16 protein-coding genes and 3 tRNA genes are annotated in these 22,552 nt (G+C 66.3%); 15 read left to right on the top strand and 4 right to left on the bottom strand.

Features of this window, described 5'->3' with window-relative positions; translation table 11 throughout:
- Positions 1–112 precede the first annotated feature (112 nt).
- Entirely contained in the window at positions 113–1,582 is a 1,470-nt protein-coding gene (locus CV1CTNOD_RS20925; protein ID WP_131787672.1) for a GH25 family lysozyme, read from the bottom strand.
- Positions 1,583–2,102: 520 nt separating this feature from the next.
- Here CV1CTNOD_RS20925 and CV1CTNOD_RS20920 point away from each other — a divergent pair.
- The 5 genes from CV1CTNOD_RS20920 to CV1CTNOD_RS25050 all read left to right on the top strand — a co-directional run bounded on the left by CV1CTNOD_RS20920 (position 2,103) and on the right by CV1CTNOD_RS25050 (position 3,803).
- Positions 2,103–2,175: transfer RNA gene (locus CV1CTNOD_RS20920), tRNA-Thr, on the top strand.
- A gap of 83 nt (positions 2,176–2,258) precedes the next feature.
- A tRNA-Met gene (locus tag CV1CTNOD_RS20915) sits at positions 2,259–2,332 on the top strand.
- Positions 2,333–2,431: 99 nt separating this feature from the next.
- Positions 2,432–2,596, top strand: coding sequence for a 50S ribosomal protein L33 (gene rpmG / locus CV1CTNOD_RS20910; protein WP_131768550.1), 165 nt, complete (start codon positions 2,432–2,434; stop codon positions 2,594–2,596).
- Positions 2,597–2,846: 250 nt separating this feature from the next.
- Positions 2,847–3,296, top strand: coding sequence for an FAS1-like dehydratase domain-containing protein (locus CV1CTNOD_RS25055; RefSeq protein WP_165485653.1), 450 nt, complete (start codon positions 2,847–2,849; stop codon positions 3,294–3,296).
- 78 nt (positions 3,297–3,374) lie between these two features.
- The gene (locus tag CV1CTNOD_RS25050) at positions 3,375–3,803 is read left to right on the top strand and encodes a MaoC family dehydratase (RefSeq protein WP_165485652.1); all 429 of its coding nucleotides are present in this window, start codon (positions 3,375–3,377) and stop codon (positions 3,801–3,803) included.
- A gap of 131 nt (positions 3,804–3,934) precedes the next feature.
- On the opposite strand, the gene CV1CTNOD_RS20900 is transcribed toward CV1CTNOD_RS25050, so the two are convergent.
- Positions 3,935–5,143, bottom strand: coding sequence for a pyridoxal phosphate-dependent aminotransferase (locus tag CV1CTNOD_RS20900; RefSeq protein WP_131787671.1), 1,209 nt, complete (start codon positions 5,141–5,143; stop codon positions 3,935–3,937).
- A gap of 388 nt (positions 5,144–5,531) precedes the next feature.
- Between CV1CTNOD_RS20900 and CV1CTNOD_RS20895 the strand changes: the two genes are divergently transcribed.
- From CV1CTNOD_RS20895 to CV1CTNOD_RS20855, 9 genes are all read left to right on the top strand, one after another.
- Positions 5,532–5,604: transfer RNA gene (locus CV1CTNOD_RS20895), tRNA-Trp, on the top strand.
- A 30-nt stretch (positions 5,605–5,634) separates the two neighbouring features.
- The gene (secE, locus tag CV1CTNOD_RS20890) at positions 5,635–5,883 is read left to right on the top strand and encodes a preprotein translocase subunit SecE (protein ID WP_131787670.1); all 249 of its coding nucleotides are present in this window, start codon (positions 5,635–5,637) and stop codon (positions 5,881–5,883) included.
- An 83-nt stretch (positions 5,884–5,966) separates the two neighbouring features.
- Complete coding sequence (gene nusG / locus CV1CTNOD_RS20885) at positions 5,967–6,767, top strand: transcription termination/antitermination protein NusG (protein WP_131787669.1); 801 nt, start codon at positions 5,967–5,969, stop codon at positions 6,765–6,767.
- A gap of 43 nt (positions 6,768–6,810) precedes the next feature.
- Positions 6,811–7,242: a 50S ribosomal protein L11 gene (rplK, locus tag CV1CTNOD_RS20880; RefSeq protein WP_131787668.1), complete on the top strand. Its 432-nt coding sequence runs from the start codon at positions 6,811–6,813 to the stop codon at positions 7,240–7,242.
- 172 nt (positions 7,243–7,414) lie between these two features.
- On the top strand, positions 7,415–8,128 hold the full coding sequence (gene rplA / locus CV1CTNOD_RS20875; protein WP_131787667.1) for a 50S ribosomal protein L1: 714 nt from the start codon (positions 7,415–7,417) through the stop codon (positions 8,126–8,128).
- Positions 8,129–8,537: 409 nt separating this feature from the next.
- Positions 8,538–9,113, top strand: coding sequence for a 50S ribosomal protein L10 (gene rplJ, locus CV1CTNOD_RS20870; RefSeq protein WP_131787666.1), 576 nt, complete (start codon positions 8,538–8,540; stop codon positions 9,111–9,113).
- Positions 9,114–9,250: 137 nt separating this feature from the next.
- Positions 9,251–9,640, top strand: a complete 390-nt coding sequence (rplL, locus tag CV1CTNOD_RS20865; protein WP_131787665.1) for a 50S ribosomal protein L7/L12 — start codon at positions 9,251–9,253, stop codon at positions 9,638–9,640.
- 1,010 nt (positions 9,641–10,650) lie between these two features.
- The gene (gene rpoB, locus CV1CTNOD_RS20860; protein WP_131787664.1) at positions 10,651–14,073 is read left to right on the top strand and encodes a DNA-directed RNA polymerase subunit beta; all 3,423 of its coding nucleotides are present in this window, start codon (positions 10,651–10,653) and stop codon (positions 14,071–14,073) included.
- Positions 14,074–14,357: 284 nt separating this feature from the next.
- Positions 14,358–18,251 (top strand): DNA-directed RNA polymerase subunit beta', encoded by a 3,894-nt coding sequence (locus CV1CTNOD_RS20855; protein WP_131787663.1) that lies wholly within the window; start codon positions 14,358–14,360, stop codon positions 18,249–18,251.
- A 286-nt stretch (positions 18,252–18,537) separates the two neighbouring features.
- On the opposite strand, the gene CV1CTNOD_RS20850 is transcribed toward CV1CTNOD_RS20855, so the two are convergent.
- Both CV1CTNOD_RS20850 and CV1CTNOD_RS20845 read right to left on the bottom strand, forming a co-directional pair.
- Complete coding sequence (locus CV1CTNOD_RS20850) at positions 18,538–20,559, bottom strand: ABC transporter ATP-binding protein (RefSeq protein ID WP_131787662.1); 2,022 nt, start codon at positions 20,557–20,559, stop codon at positions 18,538–18,540.
- 32 nt (positions 20,560–20,591) lie between these two features.
- Complete coding sequence (locus CV1CTNOD_RS20845; RefSeq protein WP_131787661.1) at positions 20,592–21,026, bottom strand: hypothetical protein; 435 nt, start codon at positions 21,024–21,026, stop codon at positions 20,592–20,594.
- A 248-nt stretch (positions 21,027–21,274) separates the two neighbouring features.
- On the opposite strand from CV1CTNOD_RS20845, the gene CV1CTNOD_RS20840 reads away from it, so the two are divergent.
- Positions 21,275–22,390, top strand: coding sequence for an RsmB/NOP family class I SAM-dependent RNA methyltransferase (locus CV1CTNOD_RS20840; protein ID WP_131787660.1), 1,116 nt, complete (start codon positions 21,275–21,277; stop codon positions 22,388–22,390).
- The last annotated feature ends 162 nt before the right edge of the window (positions 22,391–22,552 follow it).

Below are 22,552 nucleotides of genomic sequence, written 5' to 3'. Positions count from 1 at the left end.
TGGTGATATGTAGTCACAGCAGACGATCGGGTGACCAGACGATCCGGATCAGGAGGGAACGCCCAGCTCCCCGGGCCACCGGTTCCCCGGGATATTAGGGATATTAGAGACGTTAGGGACGGATGATGGTGACCGCGTTGGAGTCCGCGTCCCAGCGCAGCCAGCCGTACTGGAAGGTGCTCTGCCGTCCCCCCTCAACCGGGTACTCGTCGCTGACCGGCAGCCCGAGATCCGAACCGGCGGCACCGAGCGACAGGTAGTAGTTGAGGATCGCTCCGTGGATCTCGTGGGCGTCCGTGGAGCTGCTCCAGTAGATCCGGCCACCCTGGAACGCCGACTGCCGGCTGCCCGAAGCCTCCGCGTCCACCTCGTCGCTGGTCGGTCGTCCCAGGAAGCTGTTGCTGCCGCCCAGGTTCAGATATTTCGCGCTGATCCCGCCGTGAACTTCGTGGACGTCGGTCGCCACCGACCAGAAGAGCAGTCCCTGCTCGAACTGCCTCCACCGGCCGCCCCCGCCGGCGGGTTCCTCGTTGCGGATGGCAGCTCCCAGCATCGGAGGCACGCGGGGGTCCGCGCCGTAACGCCGGTCGATCTCGCTGACCCGCCCGTCGGCGTTGGCCGACAGCGCATCGGCACCGCAGCAGACGATGTTCATGTCGACGTTCCCGGTGATGCCGGGAAGGCTCCCGGAGGAGGTGAACTGCCACATTGCCCACTTCTGCCACCCGCCGGGCAGGGGTCCCGGGGACGAGCCTCCGTTGTAGATGGCGAACCACAGCGGGTAGCGAGAGAATGACGTGGTGTTCTTCATCGTGTCGCTCCAGAACGACCGGTAGGTGTACAGGATGGGAGTGCGTCCGGTCTTCGTCTCGATCTCCTCCATGAAGGCGCGAGTCCAGGTGGTGAGTTGGTCGGCTGACAGTCCCCCATGGGCCTCGAGGTCGAGGATGGGGGCTATATGACCGTTGGAACGGGTGAGGCCGGTGACGGTGAGGAACCGGTCAGCCTGTTCGGTCGCGGTCGCGATCGGCAGGACGGGCCGGGCGTAGTGGTATGCGCCGACCACCAGACCTGCCTGGACGGCACGGGTGCGGTCAGTGGCGAAGTACGGGTTGGTGTAGGTCATGCCCTCGGTCGCCTTGACGATGGCGAAGGTGACGCCGGACGAGCGGACCGCTGCCCAGCCGATCTGTGCGCCGCCGGGGTGCTGCCATGACGAGATGTCGATACCTCGCGGCCACGCAGCCGGGATTGCCTGCGCAGACTGAACCGCGATTGGCGCGCCCTCACCGGATGAGGCCACGGTTGTGCCCTCCGTCATGGGGACGGCGGCCGTGGTTCCCTCGGCCGGGGCCATCGCGTCGAATGTGGCGGCCACGTTACGAATAGTCTGATTACGGATGATTTGAACTTCTGGATGACCCGTCCGGAAGCTGCCGGCGGTTGCGAAGGCGATGAGAGTCAGCGCTGCCGCGGCAACCGTGCGTGTGCTACCCCACCGGCGGCGAGTCCGCCGACGGTGGGTGGGCAGGACGGCCTGGCCCGGCCCGCCGTCGTCCTGGCGGGCGGGTGCGATGTGCATGGGAGCTCCCTGGCGTGTTCGGGTGGACTGGCCGGCGGGTGATCCCAGATGGCAGGCTTACTCGACCAACTACTACGCTAAGCAAAGTATCTACTACTTACAGATACGTATACGGCACGCAAACCGACTTTGTTGTTACTCACAGTTTCAGATCTTTACGATCTGATCCATTTTCATGACATGGAGTAGCGTCTCTGCGACGGGGGATCGTGGCGTGCGACGAAGATCTATTCGTGCCGGGTCGCGGAGTCCCACGCGGGGTTGCGTACGCAACCCGGGTGCGTGGTAGCCCCGGGAAAGCTGTGACCGTCGACAGACGTGGCGAGGCCGGTGCGCGGGTCTGCCGGGCTGGGCGCGGGTCTGCCGGGCTGGGCCGGACGGGTTGCGGGGTGGCCCCAAAGCCGGTTTGCGGGGCGCCGTTAGGCGTTGGGTGTCGACGGCGACCGCGGGTGAGTGTCACTACGGACGGGCCTGCGGTACGCGATGCCGCGCTGTCGTGTAACCTTAGGCGCGCGTACCCGCCCCTTTAGCTCAGTCGGCAGAGCGTCTCCATGGTAAGGAGAAGGTCTACGGTTCGATTCCGTAAAGGGGCTCTGTGGCACCGGTCGGTAGCCGGGTGACCGGTTGTCGGCCGCTACTCCGTCGGTTCGATCAATCGATGGGGTAGGTCCACCCAGGCGGTGTAGCTCAGCCAGGCAGAGCAAGCGGCTCATAATCGCTGTGTCGCCGGTTCAAATCCGGCCACCGCTACCGGGCGGGTCGCGACCCGCCGAGGACGGCGCCCGGTCGTCCTGTATGACCAAACTTTGGTTCGTTCTTGTCCGACCTGCAGGGAAGAGGCACAGCAGCGTGGCCGCCACCGACGTCCGTCCGAAGATCACTATGGCGTGTCAGGTGTGCAAGCACCGCAACTACATCACGCGCAAGAACCGTCGCAACGATCCCGACCGCCTGGAGCTGCGCAAGTTCTGCCCGAACTGCCGGCAGCACACCGAACACCGAGAGACCCGCTGACCCGGCCCGGGGTATCTCCCCGGGTATCTGCGGCCTCCAGGATGCTGTCGGGTCACCGTCGGCCTGTCGGCATGGCAGCAGGGAGGCATGGGGTTAGTGTTCAGCCTGTCGGATTGATCTCTTCGCTGTTGGTGATCGTCGCGTCGGCTACTGGAACCTCTCACCCTGTCCGATCGACGCGTTGGAGTGCCCTGTTCTGGGGCGCTCCAGGGTAATTCCAACCGCGGGGACGGTGAGATCGGAGCATGCGATGCCGCTCAATCGGGATTTTGTCGGGCGCAGGTTCGTCGCGGACACTCCGTTCCTGGTCGGTCGCGAGCACATCCGGCAGTTCGCGATCGCGATCCATGAGGACAGCCCCCTCTGTCACGATCTTGAGGCTGCCAAAGCGGCCGGCTATGTCGATCTTGTTGCGCCGCCCACCTTCCTGACGGCGGTCGCCATCTGGCGGCCTGTGGTTCCGGTGCTTGACCCTAACCTCGGCCTCGACTTTTCGCTGGTGGTGCACAGCGAACAGCGCTATTCGCTGCGCCGGCCGGTCGTTGCCGGTGACGAGATCGTTGTCTCCGCCACCATCACCGACATTCGTAACGCCGGGCGCAACGAGTTGCTGATCAGCGAGTACGAGTTTGTCACGACCGGCGGAGAGCTGGTCGCGACCGGCCGGACGTCGTTGGCTTCGCGCGGAACCGCGGCCTAACCGGCCGAAGAGCGCGCGACCATGGGTGTTTGCGCGTTCGGAGGCCCCGAGGATCAGGAAGGGTGCTGAGGCGCTCACATGCCTGCCATCGTTGACTATGACGACGTCGAGGTCGGTACCCGGATTCCGGAGCGGGAATTCCGGATCCGTCGGGAAGATCTTGTCCACTACTGCGGAGTCTCGGGCGACTTCAATGTGATCCACTGGAACGAGCGGGTGGCGCAGAGCGTCGGCCTGCCCGGTGTGATCGCTCATGGGATGTACACCATGGCCACGGCCGCCCGGCTCGTCACCGACTGGGCGGGCGATCCTGGCAGCGTGGTCGACTACGGCGTCCGGTTCTCCTCCCCGGTGCCGGTACCGGACGACGACGAGGGTGCCACGCTCGTGGTGAGCGGCGTCGTCGAGAAGAAGCTCGACGACAACCGGGTGGTCGTCAATCTGACCGTACGATCCGGCGGCAGCAAGGTGCTGCTGGCGTCACGGGCCACCGTTCAGCTCGCCTGACCAGGATCCCTGACCGCTGCGGGCAGGGATCCGGTAGCGACGGTGTGTCCGCTGGCCGTGGCTTGTGGACACTGGGCCGTAGCTTTTGGGCACACCGTCGACTGGTTGGCGGGTACCTGCCTGCGCGCTGGTCAGTGCGCCTCGGCCAGCAGGTCGGACAGGCGCTGTACGCCCGTGACCAGGTCCTCGTCGCCGAGTGCATAGGACAGGCGGGCGTAACCCGGAGTCCCGAACGCCTCACCCGGCACGATTGCCACACCTGCCTCCTCAAGGATGAGCGTGGCCAGCTCGGCCGAGGTGGCCGGGGTCTTTCCCCGCAGCGTGTGCCCGAGGACGCCAGCCACCGACGCGTAACAGTAGAACGCCCCGTCGGGGAGCGGGCACACCACCCCGGGCGTGTTGGAGAGCATCCGGTGCATGGTCAGCCGTCGCCGGTCAAAGGCGTAGCGCATCTGCACGACGGCATCCAGCGGCCCGGTCACGGCCGCCAGCGCCGCGGCCTGTGCGACGTTGGAGACGTTCGACGTGGCGTGGGACTGCAGGTTGGTGGCGGCCTTCACCACGTCCGCCGGACCGATCAGCCAGCCGACCCGCCAGCCGGTCATGGCGTAGGTCTTGGCCACTCCGTTGACCACGATGCAGCGGTCGGCGATCTCCGGTACCTCGACCGGCAGGGAGGCGAACCGGGCGTCGCCGTACACCAGGTGCTCGTAGATCTCGTCGGCGATCACCCAGAGGCCGGCCTCGGCCGCCCAACGCCCGATCGCCCGGACCTCCTCGGGGGTGTGGACCGCCCCGGTGGGGTTGGAGGGGGAACAGAACAGCAGCACCTTCGTACGGGGCGTGCGGGCCGCTTCCAGCTGCTCGACTGTGACTCGGTAACCCTGCTGCGGGGTGGTGACGACGTCCACCGGGACACCGCCGGCCAGACGGATCGACTCCGGGTATGTCGTCCAGTAGGGAGCAGGCAGCAGCACCTCGTCACCGGGGTCGAGCAGGGTGGCGAATGCCTGGTAGACCGCCTGCTTACCGCCGTTGGTGATGATCACTGCGCTGGCGGGGACGTCGAGCCCGGAATCGCGGCGGGTCTTGTCCGCCACCGCCTCCCGGAGCTCGGGCAGCCCGGCGGCGGGTGTGTATCGGTGCATCTTCGGGTCGCTGCAGGCCTTCTCGGCGGCTGCAACGACGTGGTCGGGCGTGGGGAAGTCCGGTTCGCCGGCACCAAAGCCGATCACGTCCCGGCCGGCTGCACGCAGCGCCTTCGCGGTCGCGTCCACGGCAAGCGTCGCCGAAGGGGCGATGCTGCCGACGCGGTGAGAGATCCGGGTCATGACCGTCATGCTGCCACGTGTCAGGGGTTGCCCGCCCGATCATTGCCGGGGCCGTTCGGATTCCGCAGGACACCACAAGGGTCGGTGTACGGGTGGTCCGGCAGCGGTTTCGGCCGGTATCTGGCCCATCCGCTGGAAGACCTTCGGCGCCTGCCATCCGGCGGGCGCCGGTTCCGGCTCGATACTGGACGCCGAATCCCGACCGTGGGATCGCCCGCGCGGCAGGCGTTGGGCGATCGGGGCCGGGGAGCCAGGGTGAGGGAGCCAGCGTAGGAGTATGGTGGATGCGCTTGGGCTGTCGTCCCGGTATGTAGTGCTGCTGATGGTCACCAAGATTGATCTTTTAACGAATTCGATCTTGCTCGGCGCTGCTGCTCCGGTGACAGCCGTGGCGCAAAGGGGCGTGGCTCAATTGGTAGAGCACCGGTCTCCAAAACCGGCGGTTGCAGGTTCGAGTCCTGTCGCCCCTGCGATACCCGACGACCAGGTAGGTGGAGTGAGTGGCGACCGACACACGTGACGCGGCACCGCGGGCCGGCCGGCCGGCCAGGCCCGCGGGCCGGCGCCGTACGACGCCGCTGCGGTTCTATCGGGAGGTCGTCGCGGAGCTTCGGAAGGTCGTCTATCCGGGCCGGAGCGAGCTGATCACCTATGTGATCGTTGTACTCGTGTTCTGTTCGGTCACGGTGGCCTTCGTCGCCTCGTTGGACTTCGGTCTCACCAAGGCGATGTTGGCGATCTTCGGCTGATGTGAACCGAATCCCGCGGATTCATGTCGCCCCGAGGCCCGCACAGCTCGCAGAGCACGGTTATAGAGAGAAGGAACGTCCGCGTGTCCCAGTTTCCCGAGCACGTCTCCTCCGAACAGGGGGAGGCCCTCGACGGTCTTGACCCGCTGGCGGCACTGGCGCGCGACGAGGTGGCGAGTACGGAAGCCGGCGCCCTGCCGCAGGACGGCGAAGGCGGCGACGGCTCCACAGGCACCGACACCCGCCCCGGCTATCTCACGGCGGACGCGGCCGACACGGTGGACGCGAGTCAACCCGCTGTCGACGACGATGACGACGATGACGACATCCGGCGTGCTCTGGAGGACGCTCCGGGCGAGTGGTACGTCATACATTCGTATGCCGGATATGAGAACAAGGTCAAGACGAACCTTGAGACCCGGATCTCCAGCCTCAACATGGAGGACTACATCTTCCAGATCGAGGTTCCGACCGAGGAGGTCCCGGTCATCAAGAACGGCAAGCGTCAGCTGGTGCAGCAGAAGAAATATCCTGGCTACATCTACGTACGGATGGATCTCACAGACCAGTCGTGGTCGGCGGTCCGTAACACCCCGGGGGTTACCGGCTTCGTGGGTCTGACCAACAAGCCGTCGCCCCTGCGCACGGAGGAGGTCCTTTCGATTCTCGCGCCGCCGGCACCACGCGAGAAGAAAGTCGAGACGGTCCGGGTACAGGAGTTCGAGGTTGGGGAGTCGGTGACCGTCATGGACGGTCCGTTCGCGACCTTGCCGGCGACCATCAGCGAGATCAACCTCGACGCACAGCGGCTCAAGGTGCTGGTGTCCATCTTCGGCCGCGAGACGCCGGTCGAGCTTCAGTTCAATCAGGTCGCAAAGATCTGAATCCGCTCCCACCAGCTCCAGTAACTCGGAGAGAAACGACACCATGCCTCCCAAGAAGAAGATCTCCGCCATCATCAAGCTCCAGATCAATGCCGGTGTGGCGACGCCGGCGCCTCCGGTGGGGCCGGCGCTCGGCCAGCACGGTGTGAACATCATGGAGTTCTGCAAGCAGTACAACGCCGCCACCGAATCCCAGCGCGGGAACGTGGTTCCGGTCGAGATCACGGTGTACGACGACCGCTCGTTCACCTTCGTCACCAAGACGCCGCCGGCGGCGCGGCTCATTCTCAAGGCCGCTGGTGTGGAGAAGGGCAGTGGCGTGCCGCACCGCACGAAGGTCGCGAACCTGACCGCCGAGCAGATCCGCCAGATCGCCCAGACCAAGCTGCCGGACCTCAACGCCACCACCCTGGAAGCAGCCGAGAAGATCATTGCGGGGACCGCCCGGTCGATGGGCATCACCGTCAGCGAGTGACAACCGGTCCGCTTGGACGGCTGGACCGGCGATGAACGCAACGACTGTGGGAGGGCGCCCGATCGTGCCCGACCCGTACCGGCGCATGCTCAGGTTGCAGGGCCACTGACCGGGACGAGGTGGGTAGCACAGTGGATCGGCTCCGGCCCGCCATGACCACGAGGAGACACACATGAAGCGCAGCAAGGCATACCGGGCCGCGGTCGAGAAGATCGAGGCGGATCGGTTGTACACGCCGTTGGAAGCTGTCCGGTTGGCCCGCGAGACCTCCACGACCAAATACGCCGCGACCGTCGAGGTCGCGCTGCGTCTCGGGGTGGATCCGCGCAAGGCCGACCAGATGGTCCGTGGCACCGTGAACCTGCCGCACGGCACCGGAAAGTCCCCGCGGGTGGCGGTTTTCGCCGCCGGGGAGAAGGCTGCTGAGGCCACCGCCGCCGGTGCCGATGTCATCGGCAGTGATGATCTCGTGCAGCGGATCCAGGAGGGTTTCCTGGACTTCGACGCGACCGTCGCGACCCCCGACCAGATGGCCAAGGTCGGCCGTATCGCCCGGATCCTCGGGCCGCGCGGGCTCATGCCGAACCCCAAGACCGGCACGGTCACCCTTGACATTGCCAAGGCCATCCGCGACATCAAAGGCGGAAAGATCAACTTTCGGGTTGACAAGCAGGGCAACCTTCACATCGTCATCGGGAAGACGGCCTTCACCGACGAACAGCTGATCGAGAACTACGGTGTCGCGCTGGACGAGATCGTTCGGGTCAAGCCGGCCGCGGCCAAGGGCCGTTACCTGAAGAAAATCACTTTCACGACAACGATGGGCCCCGGGATTCCCGTCGATCCGGGTCGTACCCGCAACCTGATCGAAGACGCCGCGGCCTGACCTTCACGACGCCGACCTTCTTTACAGCTCTTTACCGCGCCGCAGTCTACGACACCGTAGTTTCTGACATCGCGGTTTCTGACATCGCAGCGCCCCCTGTCGGACGGGTGGGCGCTGCGGTCGGCCCGGTGTCACCTTCCGGGGTGCGCTTGACGCTCCCGATCCGTCCACGGTTTCCAGGCCGTGTAGCATCTACGTAAGAACCAAACCGAAGACCGCTGGTCGTCGTCCCTCTGTGGGGCGGCCGAAGGTTCCGGCATCGCCGGACGGCCCGCGCAGGTGAGGGAGCGTTGTCCGGGTGTCGGCCCTTGTTCCGTCTCCCGGTCGGCAAGCCCCGTGCGCCTGCGCCGGGGCGTTCGTTGTTTACGGCACCTTTCGGGCGACTGGCCAGACCTCATGAAGGAGCCCGATGGCGAAGCCGGAAAAGGTCGCCGCGGTAACGGAGATCGCAGACTCGTTCCGGGGCGCGTCCGCGGCGGTACTGACCGAGTACCGCGGGCTGACGGTGAGCCAGCTCACCGAACTGCGCCGTTCGCTCGGCGAGGGCACTCAATACGCGGTGGTCAAGAACACCCTCACCAAGATTGCCGCCGAACAGGCCGGCATCGACGGCCTGAACGACCTGCTGGTCGGTCCTACCGCGGTCGCGTTCGTCACCGGTGATCCGGTCGAAGCGGCCAAGGGTCTGCGTGACTTCGCCCGTGCCAATCCGGCCCTGATAGTCAAGGGCGGGATCGTCGAGGGCAAGGCGATGTCGGCGGACGACATCCGCAAGCTGGCCGATCTGGAATCGCGCGAGGTGCTGCTCGCCAAGCTCGCCGGTGCGCTGAACGGTTCACTGGTCAAGGCGGTCGGCCTGTTCGCGGCGCCGTTGTCCCAGGCGGCTCGTCTGGCTGAGGCGTTGCGTGTCAAGCGAGAGGCGGAAGCGCCCGCGGCGCAGGCGTCGACGGCCGATGCCTCCCCAGCCGAGGCGAGCGCCGAGTAGCCCCTTTCTGCCCCTTTCAGACCGTTTTCCCGGGCCCCTGGTAATGCGGGAAGGGCGACAATCGCGCCGCTTCCGGCTCGCTGACGGCGTAATGCCCCGACCGGACCACCTACTCACCCAATGAAAGGACCGCCACCATGGCGAAGCTGTCGACCGACGAGCTGCTGGACGCGTTCAAGGAAATGACGCTGCTGGAGCTGTCGGAGTTCGTGAAGCAGTTCGAGGACACCTTCGGTGTGACCGCGGCGGCGCCGGTTGCGGTTGCCGTTCCGGGCGCCGGGGGGCCGGCCGCTGACGCGCCGGCTGTCGAGGAGCAGGACGAGTTCGACGTCATCCTCGAGTCCGTTGGTGACAAGAAGATCCAGGTCATCAAGGAGGTTCGCGCGCTGACCAGCCTGGGGCTCAAGGAGGCCAAGGACCTCGTCGACGGAGCGCCCAAGCCGGTGCTGGAGAAGGCGACCAAGGAAGCCGCGGAGAAGGCCAAGGCCGCTCTCGAGGGCGCCGGAGCCACGGTCACCGTCAAGTAACGGCTGCCTCACGGCTGCCTCACGGTTACCGTCAGGTAGCCGTGACAGGTCGGGCTGTCCTCCTCCAGGCCAGGGGGAAGGACAGCCCGACCTGCCAGTTCCAGACTCTTCGGCGCAGCTCCAGGTTTCCCGCCGTCTCTCGGACCTCCCGGATCCGGGAGGAACCCCGCGCCCGGAAACAGACATGACTGCGTACTCCCCGGCCAACCGGATCGCCGGCGGTGGACCCGAGGCTGTCAGCGCCCGCTGACGGCGTCCGTGGAGCCGATCGCCGGAGCCTGTCGAGATGCCGGTGGGTAGGCGGGTCGGGCGGGGGAGTTCCACCGCACCCCCACGGGGCCGGACGTCCCACCTGCGCGCGGGGACGGGCCGCCGAACGCGGCTTGACCCGTCCACTCGGTTCTCTCGTGCTCACTACCTCGCAACCGGTTGACGACCTTACCCGGGACGGAGTTCCATCATCTCCGAAGCGGAGACACCTACCCGCCGACCAGCCTTGCCAGCAGTGCAGCCATCGGCTACACTGCTCGTTTGGGCTGTCCTTTCGTCGTGCGCTCACTGCTCCTCGAGGTATGCGACGGTGCCAGCCCGCGTACGGCTCAGCCCCCGTGCAGCCGCGTCCACCGGGCGCGGTCGTCCAGACGTCACGACCGAGGTAATCCGAGCGAGACCGTTGATCGCAATCCGCCACCGAAGTGCCGCCACGCCACCAGCCCGGGACGACCATCCCACGCGGGGGTCCTCTTCCGGAAGCTGTCGTGACGGACTACTCGCCGACGCCCGCGTCGCGTCTGCCCGCATCCGTGGGGCACCCGCGCACCCTGTTGGACTACCCCCGCCGACAGTCCCCACAACCGTAGCGAGACACTGATCACCCGACCATCCCCTCCGCCGGATTGTTCGAGTAGGCCGAAGGCGACGCGATCATGATTCCTCCCGCGTTGCCGGAGGCCGCATCAAGGAAGCCAGAGCGCCACCAGCCCGACGATCAGGCCACCGGAAGGACCACCTTGGCCGCCTCGCCTACCTCCTCCCGCATCTCGTTCGCAAAGATCATCGAGCCTCTCGAGGTCCCCGATCTTCTCGCCCTGCAGACCCAGTCCTTCGACTGGCTGATCGGCAGTGAGGCGTGGGCGGAACGGGTCCAGGAAGCCATCGACGCCGGCCGTGACGACGTACCCGTCACGTCAGGTCTCGAAGAGGTCTTTGAGGAGATCTCCCCGATCGAAGACTTCTCGGGTTCGATGTCACTGTCGTTCCGCGACCACCGTTTCGAACCGCCGAAGTACTCCGTCGAGGAGTGCAAGGACAAGGATATGACCTACTCGGCCCCGATGTTCGTGACGGCCGAGTTCACCAATAACACCACCGGTGAAATCAAGAGCCAGACGGTGTTCATGGGCGACTTCCCGCTCATGACCCCCAAGGGCACGTTCGTCATCAACGGAACTGAGCGGGTCGTCGTCAGCCAGCTTGTGCGTTCCCCCGGGGTGTATTTCGAGAAGACCATCGACAAGGTCTCCGACAAGGACCTGTTCTCCTGCAAGGTCATCCCGTCCCGAGGCGCCTGGCTGGAATTCGAGGTCGACAAGCGGGACACCGTCGGTGTCCGTATCGACCGCAAGCGCCGCCAGTCCGTGACCGTGCTGCTCAAGGCGCTCGGCTGGAACGAGGCGCGCATCCTGGAGCGGTTCGGTGACTTCCCGTCGATGCGGGTGACTCTGGAAAAGGACCACACCTCCAGCCAGGACGACGCGCTGCTCGACATCTACCGCAAGCTGCGACCGGGTGAGCCGCCGACCCGTGAGTCCGCGCAGACGCTGCTGGAGAACCTCTTCTTCAACCCGAAGCGTTACGACCTGGCCAAGGTCGGTCGTTACAAGGTGAACAAGAAACTCGGTGTGGACGTCTTGCACGATGTCGGGGTGCTGACCGAGGACGACATCGTCCGCACGATCGAGTACGTCGTGCAGCTGCACGCCGGCAAGGACCAGTCCTACGACGTGGACGACATCGACCACTTCGGCAACCGGCGGCTGCGCACGGTCGGCGAGCTGATCCAGAACCAGGTGCGCCTGGGCCTGGCCCGGATGGAGCGGGTCGTCCGGGAACGGATGACCACGCAGGACGTCGAGGCGATCACGCCGCAGACGCTGATCAACATCCGGCCGGTGGTCGCCTCCATCAAGGAGTTCTTCGGCACCAGCCAGCTCTCCCAGTTCATGGACCAGACCAACCCGCTGGCGGGCCTCACCCACAAGCGGCGTCTGTCCGCGCTCGGCCCGGGTGGCCTGTCCCGGGAACGGGCCGGGTTCGAGGTCCGTGACGTCCACCCCAGCCACTACGGCCGGATGTGCCCGATCGAGACACCGGAAGGGCCGAACATCGGTCTGATCGGTTCGCTGTCGACGTTCGCGCGGGTCAACCCGTTCGGCTTCGTCGAGACGCCCTACCGCAAGGTCGTGGCCGGGCGGGTCACCGACCAGATCGACTACCTCACCGCGGACGAGGAGGACAAGCACGTCATCGCGCAGGCGAACGCGCCGCTGACCGCCGACGGGTCGTTCGCCGAGCAGCGGATCCTGGTCCGGCGCAAGGGTGGCGAGGTCGAGTTCATCCCGCCCGACGAGGTCGACTACATGGACGTCTCGCCGCGTCAGATGGTGTCGGTCGCAACGGCCATGATCCCCTTCCTTGAGCACGACGACGCCAACCGCGCCCTGATGGGCTCGAACATGCAGCGCCAGTCCGTCCCGTTGCTGCGCAGCGAGGCGCCGCTGGTCGGCACCGGTATGGAAGCCCGCGCGGCCAAGGACGCCGGTGACGTCGTCGTCTGCGTGCAGTCCGGTGTGGTCGAGGATCTCTCCGCCGACTACATCACCGTCATGCACGACGACGGCACCCGGCGCACCTACCGGATGGCGAAGTTCCGCCGGTCCAACCAGGGCACCTGCATCAACCAGAAACCCATCGTCGACGAGGGGGAGAGGGTCGAGGCGGGTCAGGTCATCGCGGACGGTCCCTGCACCGACAACGGCGAGATGGCACTGGGTAAGAACCTGCTGGTCGCCTTCATGCCGTGGGAGGGCCACAACTACGAGGACGCGATCATCCTCTCCCAGCGGCTGGTCCAGGACGACGTCCTGTCCTCGATCCACATCGAGGAGCACGAGGTCGACGCCCGGGACACCAAGCTCGGGCCCGAGGAGATCACCCGGGACATCCCCAACGTCGCCGAGGAGGTCCTCGCCGACCTCGACGAGCGTGGCATCATCCGCATCGGCGCCGAGGTCTCTCCCGGTGACGTGCTGGTCGGGAAGGTCACGCCCAAGGGTGAGACCGAGCTGACTCCGGAGGAGCGGCTGCTGCGCGCGATCTTCGGCGAGAAGGCCCGGGAGGTCCGCGACACCTCGCTGAAGGTGCCGCACGGAGAGTCCGGCAAGGTCATCGGGGTCCGGGTGTTCTCCCGGGAGGACGGCGACGAGCTGCCGCCCGGCGTGAACGAGCTGGTCCGGGTGTACGTCGCCCAGAAGCGCAAGATCACCGATGGTGACAAGCTCGCCGGGCGGCACGGGAACAAGGGTGTCATCGCGAAGATCCTCCCCGCTGAGGACATGCCGTTTCTCTCCGACGGCACCCCGGTGGACGTCGTGCTCAACCCGCATGGTGTGCCCCGTCGGATGAACATCGGCCAGATCCTGGAGACCCATCTCGGCTGGGTGGCCAAGACCGGCTGGAAGGTCGATGACGGCTCCGAAGGCTGGAAGGAGCGTCTGCGCGGGATCAGGGCGGACCAGGCGCCACCGGACACCAACGTGGCCACCCCGGTGTTCGATGGCGCCCGCGAGGAGGAGATCACCGGTCTGCTCTCCTCGACGCTGCCCAACCGTGACGGCGTCCAGCTCATCGGTGCCAGCGGCAAGGCCAAGCTCTTCGACGGCCGGACCGGCGAGCCCTACCCGTACCCGGTGGCGGTCGGTTACATCTACATCCTCAAGTTGCTGCACCTGGTCGACGACAAGATCCACGCCCGTTCGACCGGCCCCTACTCGATGATCACCCAGCAGCCGCTGGGTGGCAAGGCGCAGTTCGGTGGACAGCGTTTCGGCGAGATGGAGGTGTGGGCGCTGGAGGCCTACGGTGCCGCCTACGCCCTGCAGGAGCTGCTCACCATCAAGTCGGACGACGTCCTCGGCCGCGTCAAGGTCTACGAGGCCATCGTCAAGGGCGAGAACATCCCTGAACCCGGTATCCCGGAGTCCTTCAAGGTACTCATCAAGGAAATGCAGTCACTGTGCCTGAACGTGGAGGTTCTTTCCAGTGACGGTGTTTCCATCGAAATGCGTGACACCGACGAGGACGTCTTCCGCGCCGCGGAGGAACTCGGTATTGACCTGTCCCGGCGAGAGCCGAGCAGCGTTGAGGAGGTCTGACGAGTAGTGGTCTGCGGCCGGGTGACCGCCAGCGGCCGGAGGCGGCGCGATCGCGAGGGGCCACGGGGGATCACGAGGTGATCTGCCCGAAGTCGCTGCGTTCGCGTCGCCGTGGCCGCGGACCACGCGGTCGGGACACGGTACCCGGTAGCCCGGAAACACCGGCCGTGTCGCGGTATCCCCGCAGACCTTGGACAAACTGACGGCCCAAGCCCACAGCCGCCGCCATCCTCACGAAGCCTGCCGGCGACAGCGGGCAGCCAGACGGCAGAGAGAGAAGACACGTGCTCGACGTCAACTTCTTCGACGAGCTGCGCATCGGCCTCGCCACGGCGGATGACATCCGCCAGTGGTCACACGGCGAGGTCAAGAAGCCGGAGACAATCAACTACCGTACCCTCAAGCCGGAAAAGGACGGGCTCTTCTGCGAGAAGATCTTCGGTCCGACCCGGGACTGGGAATGCTACTGCGGCAAGTACAAGCGCGTTCGTTTCAAGGGCATCATCTGTGAGCGCTGCGGTGTCGAGGTCACCCGCGCCAAGGTGCGTCGTGAACGGATGGGCCACATCGAGCTGGCCGCACCGGTCACCCACATCTGGTATTTCAAGGGTGTCCCGAGCCGTCTGGGCTACCTGCTCGATCTCGCGCCGAAGGACCTTGAGAAGGTCATCTACTTCGCCGCCTACATGATCACAAGTGTGGACACGGACGCGCGCCACCGCGACCTGCCCACCCTCGAGGCCCGTATCTCCGTCGAGAAGCAGCACCTCGAGGACAAGAAGAACGCCGACGTCGAGACCCGGCAGAAGAAGCTGGAGGCCGACCTCGCCCAGCTTGAGGCCGAGGGCGCCAAGGGCGACGTCAGGCGCAAGGTGCGGGAGGCGGCCGAGCGCGAGATGCGCCAGATCCGTGAGCGCGCCCAGCGGAAGATCGACGATCTGGACCGGGTGTTCGACCGTTTCAAGAGCATGAAGGTCCAGGACCTCGAGCCGGACGAGCTGCTCTACCGTGAGCTGCGGGATCGGTTCGGGCAGTACTTCGAAGGCGGCATGGGAGCCGAGGCCCTGCAGCGCAGGCTCAGCGACTTCGATCTGGCGGCGGAGGCCGAGTCGCTGCGGGAGACCATCCGCAGCGGCAAGGGGCAGAAGAAGGCCCGGGCGCTCAAGCGCCTCAAGGTCGTCTCGGCCTTCCTCAACACCCGCAACTCCCCGAACGGGATGGTGCTCGACTGCGTTCCGGTGATCCCGCCGGACCTGCGCCCGATGGTGCAGCTCGACGGTGGCCGGTTCGCCACGTCCGACCTGAACGACCTCTACCGTCGGGTGATCAACCGTAACAACCGCCTCAAGAGGCTGCTTGACCTCGGTGCGCCCGAGATCATCGTCAACAACGAGAAGCGGATGCTGCAGGAGGCCGTCGACGCGCTGTTCGACAACGGCCGCCGTGGCCGGCCGGTGACCGGTCCGGGCAACCGTCCGCTCAAGTCGCTGTCGGACATGCTCAAGGGCAAGCAGGGCCGGTTCCGCCAGAACCTGCTGGGCAAGCGTGTCGACTACTCCGGCCGTTCGGTCATCGTCGTCGGCCCGCAGCTCAAGCTGCACCAGTGCGGTCTGCCCAAGCAGATGGCGCTCGAGCTGTTCAAACCGTTCGTGATGAAGCGGCTGGTCGACCTCAACCACGCGCAGAACATCAAGTCGGCCAAGCGCATGGTGGAGCGGGCCCGCCCGGTCGTCTGGGACGTGCTGGAAGAGGTCATCACCGAGCACCCCGTGCTGCTCAACCGTGCGCCGACCCTGCACCGTCTGGGCATCCAGGCGTTCGAACCGCAGCTCGTCGAGGGCAAGGCCATCCAGATCCACCCGCTGGTCTGCACCGCGTTCAACGCGGACTTCGACGGGGACCAGATGGCCGTGCACCTACCGCTGTCCGCGGAGGCGCAGGCCGAGGCGCGCATCCTGATGCTGTCGAGCAACAACATCCTCTCGCCGGCGTCCGGGCGTCCGCTGGCCATGCCGAGCCTGGACATGGTGACCGGGGTATTCCACCTCAGCCGGATGGCCGTGGGCGGGGTCGGCGAGGGCAGGGCGTTCTCCAGCGTGTCCGAGGCACAGATGGCCTTCGACGCCAAGGAGATCGACCTACAGGCGAAGATCAAGGTTCGGCTCCGCGACACCACGCCGCCACTGGACTGGACCCCGCCGCCCGGCTGGGTCAGCGGCGACCCGTTCATCCTGGAGACCACCTTCGGTCGTTGCCTGCTCAACCAGGCGCTCCCCGAGGGCTACCCGTTCCTCAACTACCTGATGAACAAGAAGGCCCAGGCCGTCATCGTCAACGACCTGGCGGAGCGTTACCCGAAGATCCAGGTGGCCGCGACGCTGGACGCGCTGAAGAGCGCCGGTTTCTACTGGGCCACCCGCTCGGGAGTGACCGTCGCGATCGAGGACGTTGTCGCGCCGCCGAACAAGGCGCAGATCCTCGACGAGTACGAGCAGCGGGCCGAACGGGTGCAGAAGCAGTTCGACCGGGGCTTCCTGTCCGACGACGAGCGCCGTGGTGAGCTGGTCCAGATCTGGAACGAGGCGACGAACAAGGTCGCCGAGGCCATGGAGGCCAACTTCCCGGAGACCAACCCGGTCGCCGTGCTGGTCAATTCCGGGGCCGCCGGGAACATGATGCAGATCCGGCAGCTCGCCGGGATGCGTGGACTGGTCGCCAACCCCAAGGGTGAGATCATCCCGCGTCCGATCAAGGCGAACTTCCGCGAAGGGCTGAGCGTGGTGGAGTACTTCATCTCCACGCACGGCGCCCGTAAGGGTCTGGCCGACACGGCGCTGCGGACCGCGGACTCCGGGTACCTGACCAGGCGTCTGGTCGACGTCAGCCAGGACGTCATCGTCCGCGAGGACGACTGCGGCACCGAACGGGGTATCGGTACCCGCATCGCGCGCAGGGGAGCGGACGGCGTACTCGTCCGCGATCGCTATGCCGAGACTGCGGCCTACGCCCGGACGCTTGCCTCGGACGCGGTGAACGCTGCCGGCGATGTCGTGGTGCCGGCCGGCGCTGACCTCGGTGACGTGGTCATCAGTAAGATCATCGATGCTGGGATCGAGTCGGTGAAGGTGCGTTCCGCACTCACCTGCGCAGCCCGGATGGGTGTCTGCGCACAGTGCTACGGCCGGTCATTGGCTACGGGCAAGCTCGTCGATGTCGGCGAGGCCGTCGGCATCGTCGCCGCACAGTCGATCGGTGAGCCCGGCACGCAGCTGACGATGCGTACCTTCCACAGCGGTGGTGTTGCCGGTGACGACATCACCCAGGGTCTACCCCGGGTGGTGGAGCTCTTCGAGGCCCGGTCCCCCAAGGGCAAGGCCCCGATCAGCGAGGTCTCCGGGCGGGTGCGCATCGAGGAGACCGAGAAGACCATCAAGGTTGTGATCGTTCCCGATGACGGTAGCGAGGAGATCTCCTACCCGGTGTCCCGCCGGTCGCGGCTGAAGGTCGAGGAGGGTCAGCACATCGCCGTCGGTCAGAAGATCGTCGACGGTGCGGTCGACCCGCACGAGGTGCTGCGGATCCTCGGCCCGCGTCAGGTGCAGCTCCACCTGGTCGACCAGGTCCAGGAGGTGTACCGCTCGCAGGGTGTGTCGATCCACGACAAGCACATCGAGATCATCATCCGGCAGATGCTCAAGCGGGTGAACGTGCTGGAGTCGGGGGAGACCACGCTCCTGCCGGGCGAACTGGTCGAGCGGGCCCGGTTCGAGGAGGAGAACCGTCGAGTGGTCGAGTCCGGCGGTCAGCCGGCTTCGGCCCGCCCGGTCCTCATGGGTATCACCAAGGCGTCCCTGGCAACCGAGTCGTGGCTGTCGGCCGCGTCCTTCCAGGAGACGACCCGGGTGCTCACCGACGCCGCGATCAACGCCCGGTCGGACTCGCTGGTCGGTCTGAAGGAGAACGTCATCATCGGCAAGCTCATCCCGGCGGGTACCGGCATTTCCCGGTACCGCAACATCCGGGTCGAGCCGACCGAGGAGGCGCGGGCGTCGATGTACTCGGTGGGCGCGTACGAGGACGGTGCGACCGTGGAGTACGGCGCGTTCGGTACCGGCAGCGGCCAGGCCGTTCCGCTGGACGACTTCGACTACCGCAGCACCGGAGGCGACTACCGGTAGGTCCTTCTGCCTCGGATCCCCGGACTACCAGGCGGCCCGGGTGAGCGTCCTCGTTGGGCGCACACCCGGGCCGCCTGCCGTGTGGAGCCGGATTGCTGGTGAATGACCGCCGACCCGGTGACAACAGCGGGTGGTGGCAACAGCGGGTGACAGCCGCGGATGGTGACAGCCGTCTGCGAGGACAACCGCTCCAACACTTGTGCCCGGACCGCTATGGCGTGCGGTCCGGGCACAAGTGTTTTCCGGTGAGTTTTCCGATGGTTCTGCGGTGGTTCCTCCGGCGGTCCTACCGGCCGCCGTTCCTTTCCTTCTTCGCTTCCTTCCTCGACGTCCTCTCCGCCGGTCCACGGGTCAACTGGGCGTAGATACCGCCGCTGCGGATGAGCCGGTCGTGCGGGCCGGCCTCCATCACCGTGCCGTTTTCCAGTACGTAGATGCGGTCGGCGGCGACGGTCATCGTCGCCCGATGAGCGACGACGAGGCAGCTGCGATCGGCGAGAAGACGTTCGAGGGAGGCGCGCAGGAGATCCTCGGTCAGCGTGTCAAGGTTCGACGTGGCCTCGTCGAGGATGACGGTTCGCGGATTCTGAACGAGTACGCGGGCGATGGACAGCCGTTGCCGCTCCCCACCGGAGATCTGGTAACCGCTGTGTCCCAGCGGCGTGTGGATTCCCTCCGGAAGGGAGCGCACGAGCGTGACCAGACCGGTCGTCTCCAGGGCGGCCCAGAGCTCGTCGGTCGTTGCAGCCGGATTCCCGAAGCGGAGGTTCTCCGCAACAGTACGGCGCTGGATGAACGGTTCCTGCGAAACCAGGCCGACGGCGGCTCGGGCCGCGGTGGGGGAAAGCCCGGCGGCATCACGGCCGCCGAGCAGGACGCGCCCGCTGGTGGGGGTGAGCAGGCCGCTCGCGAGATGGCAGAGCGTGGTCTTCCCTGCGCCGCTGAATCCGACGACAGCCACCATTTCACTGCGCTCCACGACGATGTCGACGGAACGGACGGCCCAGCTGGGAGCCGGTACGTCGGGCGCGTAGGAGTAGGAGACGTTCTCCAGGACGAGATCGCCGTGAACCGGTGGTCTGGGAGTGCTTTCGGGGCCGGGGGCCGCTGGGTCCGTCGGCGCCGGAGTGCCCTTGGGCGGGTGCGGCCGATCGACCGTCGCCAATGGTCTGACATTGCTGCGGTCAGCCGCGTGCGCCGTCTCCAGCGGGATGTCGAGAAAGGCCAGGATGCGGATGAGGGAGGACTCGCCGTCGAAGAGCTGGGTACGTAGGTTGGCGAAGCCGGCAATGGAACGAAATGCCAGGAGGAGCACGCTGAGGAACGCTACGAAAGTGCCGACCGTCATCGTCTGATCCAGGGTGAGCCACACCCCGAACCCGATCACGGTTATGGTTGCCAGCACCGAACTTCCCGCGGCGATGAGCTGCAGGCGGGCGAAGACCTGCACGCGGGTGCGGGCGGCTGTCGAAATGGCCGAGCCCAGCCGTTCGAACTCCTCCTGGCCGACGCTCTGCGCGCGAAAGGCGCGCATGTGCAGCGCTCCCACCGGCCCGGTCAGCTCGACGAGATGATCGACCATGCGGCTGTGCCGTTCGATCTCCACCCTGCTGATGGCCCGGACGCGTCCACGCACCAGCCGCAGCAGGACGAGCGGAATCACGCTGATCACGGCCACGGCGAACGCGAGGCGCCACTGGAGCAGGTATGCGACCACTCCGGAGACGACGAGTTCGACCGCCATGGTCGCGATGGTGGGCAGACAGAGCGCGGCCGCGGTCTGGACCTTGGTGGTGTCGATGGTGAAGAGGGTGACGACATCACCGTGTCGGGCCCGGGCGAGGTGGGGGAACGGCAGCGCGATCGCGTGCTGGTACAGGTCGCGCCGGATCCGCAGGGCGAGTTTCTCGCTGAAATAGCCGATCAGTATGTATCGCAAGGTCGACACGGCGGCGCTGAGCACAAAGGCGCCGAGTATGAGGAATACCGGTAGGAGTATGCCGCTCGTCCGCAGCCGCAGGAGCCATCCGTCGATCAGGTTCCGAATTGCGAACGGGGCGACCACCAGTGCCGACGAACCCAGCAGAGAAAGAGCGGCGTGCGCGACGGTCGCCTTGTTCTGGTCCCGGATGAAATGCTCGACGCGGGCGGCCGCGGGATTCCCGGTGAGCCAGGCGAACAGGCGTCCGTACAGCCAGGATACAGTGGCGGTGGTCTTCGGGAATGTCGTCCCCGCCGAGGTCTGTTGGTGGTTCGGCTGCCCGATCCACCCGCTGGTCCCGGTGGACGACCGGCGAGATGTCGTCATTGTGAGCCGCTTGCCTGGTACTGGTCCGGAACTCAGCCGTCGCTGGGCGGGGTTTTCGTTGTGTTCTCGGCGCTGTCGGCCGCCGTTTCCAGATCGGGGATCGGGCCGGTGTCGGTGTCAGGGCCGGGATGGATGCTCAGAAGCTGGTTGTCGTGGCCGTCATCCGGCTGCGGGGCGCGGGTGACCAGCGATGCCAGGATCGGCTTTTCAGCAGCTTCTTCCGTTCCACTGAAAACGGATATCTCCACGTCCTCGGATACCTCTATAACCAGCCCGAAGGTGCTTGACGGGATAATTTCTGCGCAGTCGGTGGGCTGAAAAGAAGTGGGCATCTGTCCTCCATCGTGGTCAGCCGAACTTGACGGTGACAAAACCGAAGTTATCGGGACGCCGATTACTGGGCAAGGATCCAACATCATGACTCGGATCACAGCTTTCGCAGTACCCAAGTATTTGGTCTCGAACACGACATGTGCGATGTGACAAAGGCTGTGATGTGGCGGCGAATTTTTTTTGGTGACGCTGCGGCCCGCGGCGTTTTCGCAGGTGGCCAGGGGTGCCGGCGGGGGTAACCGGGGCCGGCGATGCCGGCCCGGGAAAACAGGCGCACCAACCGCTGCCCGCGGCCGCAGTCGGCAACCGGACCGGCGCGGCTGGGCCGGGCCTGTGACCCTCGATACGCTCGGCATGCCAGGCGTATCAAGGCCGGTGTCGGATGAATCGCACGGGCGTGACCGGCAGGGCGTCCGCGGTACCGTCACCGGCTGGTGGCTGGTGGCTGGTGGCTGGACCGATGGTGGGTATTTTGGCGATGGAGACGGTGTTGCCGGACCGGCGTACCCGTGGCCGGCGGCGCGATCAGGATGTGGCAGGGGGTTGGGTGAGCCGGAAGCGGACGCTGTTCGTGCGGCGGTTGTCCGAGATCCTTCAGCTGGCCGAATCCGAGGTGGTCGACCGTCTGTGCCTGGACCGCCGTACCGGCGTCCGGGTCAACCAGCTCTCACCGCTGGGCGTGGATGCGGTCCACCGCGCCATCGCGGATCTCGGGCTCACCCTAGACCCGCTCGGCTGGTGCCCCGACGGCTATCTCCTGCGTGGCGACAAGCGCGTGCTGTCGCGGTCGGAGGTGTTCGGCGGCGGCCACGCCTATATCCAGAACATCTCCAGTCTGGTGCCCGCGTTGGCCCTCGAGCCCGCACCGGCCGGGTCGATCATCGATCTGTGTGCGGCGCCGGGCGGCAAGACGGCGCACATCGCGGCGCTGGTCGGCAATGACGCGCGCCTGTGGGCGAACGACGGCATCAGACCCCGGCTGGACAAGCTGCGCGAAGTCACCCAGCAGTTCCACGTCCGCCTCGCCGAGACGACCTGTCACCCCGCGCAGTACGCCGACAAGTTCATAGCCGAGCGCTTCGACCGGGTGCTGTTGGACGCCCAGTGCAGCGGTGAGGGCCTGGTCGATCTGCGGGAGTCCTCGGCGCTGCGGTACTGGACCGAACAGCGAGTGATCGACTATGGCTGGCTGCAGCGCAAGATGCTGGTGGCGGCCTGCCGGCTGCTGCGTCCCGGCGGCATCCTCGTCTACTCCACCTGCACGTTCGGCCCGGAGGAGAACGAGGCGCCGCTGAGCTACCTTCTGCGTCACCATCCCGTCGAGGTGTGCCCGATCGAGGTCGACATCGATGGCTTCGCGCCGGGCACATGGCGGCCGGGTCTGCGGCACTGGCGGACCGAGACCTTCCATCCGGCGCTTGCCGGCGCCCGGCGCATCCTGCCGGGCCCGGCGTTCGAGGGCTTCTTCGTCTGCAAGCTGCGGAAACTGCCGGACTAGACCGCGGCCCGCAGCCTTTCGGCGCCGCGACAGCACGACCTGCCGACCGGGATGTCGTGCTCCTCGAGGCGCTTGCCGCACCCCGATTCGACACAGCCGTTGCCGGTTCTGTAGTCTCGCTTTCTGCGGCGCTATGCGTTGCAAGGTTGACCTGTGTCTTGC

Origin of the sequence: Protofrankia symbiont of Coriaria ruscifolia (assembly GCF_900634745.1) — a bacterium.
Lineage (GTDB): Bacteria > Actinomycetota > Actinomycetes > Frankiales > Frankiaceae > Protofrankia > Protofrankia californiensis.
The sequence above is the reverse complement of the archived record's forward strand: the minus strand, read 5'-3'. Positions and strand labels throughout refer to the sequence as shown.